5 protein-coding genes are annotated in these 3,585 nt (G+C 39.9%); 3 read left to right on the top strand and 2 right to left on the bottom strand.

Annotated elements, in window-relative coordinates:
- The first annotated feature begins 71 nt into the window (after nucleotides 1-71).
- From O9332_RS12270 to O9332_RS12280, 3 genes are all read left to right on the top strand, one after another.
- Nucleotides 72-443 carry a hypothetical protein gene (locus O9332_RS12270; protein WP_288025781.1) on the top strand — a complete coding sequence of 124 codons (372 nt, stop codon included), beginning with the start codon at nucleotides 72-74 and terminating at the stop codon, nucleotides 441-443.
- A gap of 808 nt (nucleotides 444-1,251) precedes the next feature.
- Nucleotides 1,252-1,467 (top strand): hypothetical protein, encoded by a 216-nt coding sequence (locus tag O9332_RS12275; RefSeq protein WP_002757568.1) that lies wholly within the window; start codon nucleotides 1,252-1,254, stop codon nucleotides 1,465-1,467.
- A complete protein-coding gene (locus O9332_RS12280; protein ID WP_002757569.1) occupies nucleotides 1,464-1,883 on the top strand; it encodes a type II toxin-antitoxin system VapC family toxin in 420 nt (139 codons plus the stop codon). Before O9332_RS12275 ends, O9332_RS12280 begins: the two co-directional genes overlap by 4 nt.
- A 169-nt stretch (nucleotides 1,884-2,052) precedes the next feature.
- Here the strand turns inward: O9332_RS12280 and O9332_RS12285 are convergent, their stop codons facing one another.
- Nucleotides 2,053-2,541, bottom strand: a complete 489-nt coding sequence (locus O9332_RS12285; protein ID WP_002757571.1) for a hypothetical protein — start codon at nucleotides 2,539-2,541, stop codon at nucleotides 2,053-2,055.
- 587 nt (nucleotides 2,542-3,128) lie between these two features.
- A complete protein-coding gene (locus O9332_RS12290) occupies nucleotides 3,129-3,458 on the bottom strand; it encodes an ISAs1 family transposase (RefSeq protein WP_502846652.1) in 330 nt (109 codons plus the stop codon).
- Between the last annotated feature and the right edge of the window lie 127 nt (nucleotides 3,459-3,585).

Consider the following 3,585-nt stretch of genomic DNA (forward strand, 5'->3'; position numbering starts at 1 on the left):
CTCAATTGTCTATCTTTTGGTATTAACCTATTTGTGCCTTAAGTCCTTTCCTGTATGAATTTCAGCTACTTTTGAGCGTAGTTGCTCTCATCGAATTTTATTTTAAGTTAATTATTTGCATAACAATTCCCGAAGAGCCTAAATTGTTAACCCAACTAGAACAAATTCAAGGTTGGGAAAAACACATAAGATTTGGAACACAAATTCGTGTCATCAATAACAAATATGCCTTAATAATTGAAGATGCCCTGCGCTGTATGACAAGTTCAGATTATCCTTATTGGAGTTACCAAATGGCGAGAGATTATGCTGAACGCTATAACTCAAGCTGTGGCAGTGGACTAACTTCTGAATCCGCTCCTTTAGTCGCAGAAATTGCTGAGTTTTGGTGTCAATATTATTTTGGCAAAACTCTCACAGAGAAATTCCCTGATAAGAGTTGACATCAAAATAGAATAAAATTTAATAATTTTTATCTCCATACTGTTCAGGAGGTTGCCCTACTAATTCAGTAGGATAAGCTCTTGATTTTCTTCATTTAGAGGGGCTACATTTTCCCAGACCATCTCAAATTTCCATTCTTCGATTAAATCATAAATAAAAATTAACTGACTTCTCGATGATAAGGATAAATCTCCTAATTTCTAACTATCATTGTAAGGAGGAATTTCGGTGAAAGGATGGAAAATTTATGTCGTGCAACGGGAGTGTCAAATCAACGAGGCACAGAGGTTTTTGGGATAGGTAAGTCATCTGCACTCCCGATGGCAAAGCCCCTCAAGATAACGATTTGTAATTAGTTGAATTATATACCAATTTTCAATCGTCGTGACTAACATCTAAACAGAATATTGACCTTGATTAAAGTTGGCCGTTCTCGATACTTTCTTACGTTTCTATTAATCTTTCGTCATCGATCGCTGCCTAACGATAAGGTCTTGTCCACTGTCCGAGTGATTCTCCCCTCACTTAACGAACCAAGCTGCCGTATCAACAAAAACCTTCGTCACTTGAAATGCCCATGCTGCTCACAAAATTGGCTAATTGTCAATAGCGTTTTAGGTGCGCTTACCTTTAGGTAGGGATAATTACATGGTTTGAACGGAATAAAATTTTAATTTTTCCTCAATCTTTCTGACAATTCGGAGCGCTGTGACTCCCGAAATCTTCAATTATTCTATTAAGTGCTATAATTCTATTGATGAAACAATTTTTGCTGGTAGCTAGTTAAGCTTAGAAGGAGTTGATATTATGTTAGTTAAAGGAATTAAAAAAGGCAAAACTATTGAGTTATTAGAGGAAGTTGATTTTCCTGATAATGAAGAGTTATTAGTGGAAATTAGAGAGGTTAAGGATTTTGGGTCAGCCTTGCAAGATTTTATACAAAGAGTAGATTTGGCAAGTATTGATGATGATAGTTTTGATAATTTACGCGACAAGTCAACGGGGAGAGATGTTCGTTTATGACTCTCAAATATTTGCTAGACACTAATATTTTGTCAGAGGCTAAACGACCTCAGCCGAATCAGAAGGTCATGACGAAGCTAAGATTATCTAAACGGGAAATAGCCACAGCTACTCTGGTAATCCATGAGCTATTATTTGGTTGTTTTCGACTTCCTCTGTCTAAAAAACGCCAAGACTTAGAGGATTATGTAAATAACGTTATTTTAGCCAATCTACCTTTATTCGATTATGACTTAAAATCAGCCCAATATCACGCACGGGAAAGGTCAAGATTGTCTAAATTCGGTAAGAGTCCTGCTTTTGTCGATGGTCAAATAGCGTCTATTGCTTTTACCAACAATTTGACTTTAGTTACCAATAATGTTGATGATTTTCAAGATTTAGAAGGTTTAGTGATTGAAAATTGGTTTCTCTAATCTGTAATTGTTCCGTGTTAATACTCGATAAATCATTTGCTCCCCCAGAAAGATGATCACTGCGTCATCGATCGCTCTCTAAGGATCGGGTTATGTCCATAGTCGGTTTCAATTCTCCCCTCACTTAACGAATCGTTAAGTGAGCAGCTCAAACTGGGTTAAGGTTCCGTTAGGGTGGGCTGTTCTCGATACTTTCTAACATTCGTTTGATAGCCCCATCGATGGTTGCCGTACCGACGCGATTTCGGTATCCTAGCAGCCGCTCCCAAGTAGCCTGTTCTACCCTGACATACCACTCACAGCCGTTACCCGTCCTGTAATTCAGCCCTTCTTTGACTTGAAATTTAGCGGTTACATCGATGGTTTTTGAGGAAAGGAAGTCCGAACCTAACATTTCTCTGTTGCCATCGTCGAAAAGGATGATGGCCGCGTAGGGATTGGGCAACGCGGTTATCTCCCCCGTCTGTCCTTTTCTGGGATGCTCACCAGTAACGGTGACAGAATTTCCCACGGTCAACCGAGTAGATTTAACTGACCCATCTTCACTTAACGAATTTTCCGTTAGGGTTTGATCCTCACTTAACGAAATTTCCGTTAACGTCCCGTCTTCTTTTTCACTTAACGATTTTCGATGCCGACCGATGTTAGTGGTGTCCATGGTCGAGACGGTTCCGTGTTTAGTCTGATAAATTCTTTGTCTCTCACTTAACGATTCGTTAAGTGAGAGACGCAAACGATTGACCAGATCGGCGGAAACAAAACATAATTTGGCAATACGGTTGTTACTAGGGACTTCCAGAGAATAAAATACCCAACAAAAAAATAGAAAAGTGTTTTTTTGAAAAAGTAATTATTTTTGTCTAGGAAAACAAAGAGTCTCCCATTACAACCTATTTTCCCGAAAAAATAGGCAGCACAAACTCTTATACTTCCGAGCTTTTTCGAGTATAACAAGGACAAGTTAAAGAATCAAAGACAGTTTTTAGCTAACCATCTTAGTTAACTACAAACTACAGGGTAATCGCGCGTTGACCGAGCCCTTGAATTCCGAGAAGTTAGTCTAAATTTTGGCGTTTGTTCCGATTCTATCCGAGTAATTTTCCGAAATTTAGGGGGTTTCTAATCCTCGAAAACCGATGAACTCAGAAGGAACTTTATCTACTGGGTTCTTTCATTCCAGACTGGATTGGTCGCAACGCGCTCGCTGCGCGAGAACGCTCACAAGTCTAATTGACACCTCCTTTTTCAGTCAACCGCACTGGCCTCCAAGATTTTTACCATGAAATTATCATCCATGCTCGCCCTATAACGTTTCATTTTCAGACTCATTTTCGAGGGCTCCCGCTTCAACAAATTCACACTTAAACGGCGCAACAGACCTAGGTTTTCCGCTCCATGCCCCAGACGAACCCGACTGGCATCTTCATTAAAGGTAACATCGAGTACCCAATGGAGACTATTTTCAATACTCCAATGTCCGCGAATCACCTCGGCGTGTTTTTGGGCATCCGCTGCTAAACTACTGATGAAGAAGCGAATTTCTGTAGTAGTTTTATTCCATCCCACATTCCGCACCCTCAACTGTCACATAAGCTGTCCCCCTCCAGAGACTTGAGTAAAAATACCTAGCTGGTGAAGGTCTTCTCGGTGGCCGCTAGGGGGGTCTTGAGACCCCTAATTATGAAAAAATAGGAATTGTTGG

The sequence above is a fragment of the Microcystis sp. LE19-10.1B genome (assembly GCF_027530565.1).
GTDB lineage: Bacteria > Cyanobacteriota > Cyanobacteriia > Cyanobacteriales > Microcystaceae > Microcystis > Microcystis aeruginosa.

Coding starts and splice junctions, on each gene's coding strand:
- O9332_RS12275 (WP_002757568.1), top strand. CDS start 1,252: ATGTTAGTTAAAGGAATTAAAAAAGGCAAAACTATTGAGTTATTAGAG.
- O9332_RS12280 (WP_002757569.1), top strand. CDS start 1,464: ATGACTCTCAAATATTTGCTAGACACTAATATTTTGTCAGAGGCTAAA.
- O9332_RS12285 (WP_002757571.1), bottom strand. CDS start 2,541: ATGGACACCACTAACATCGGTCGGCATCGAAAATCGTTAAGTGAAAAA.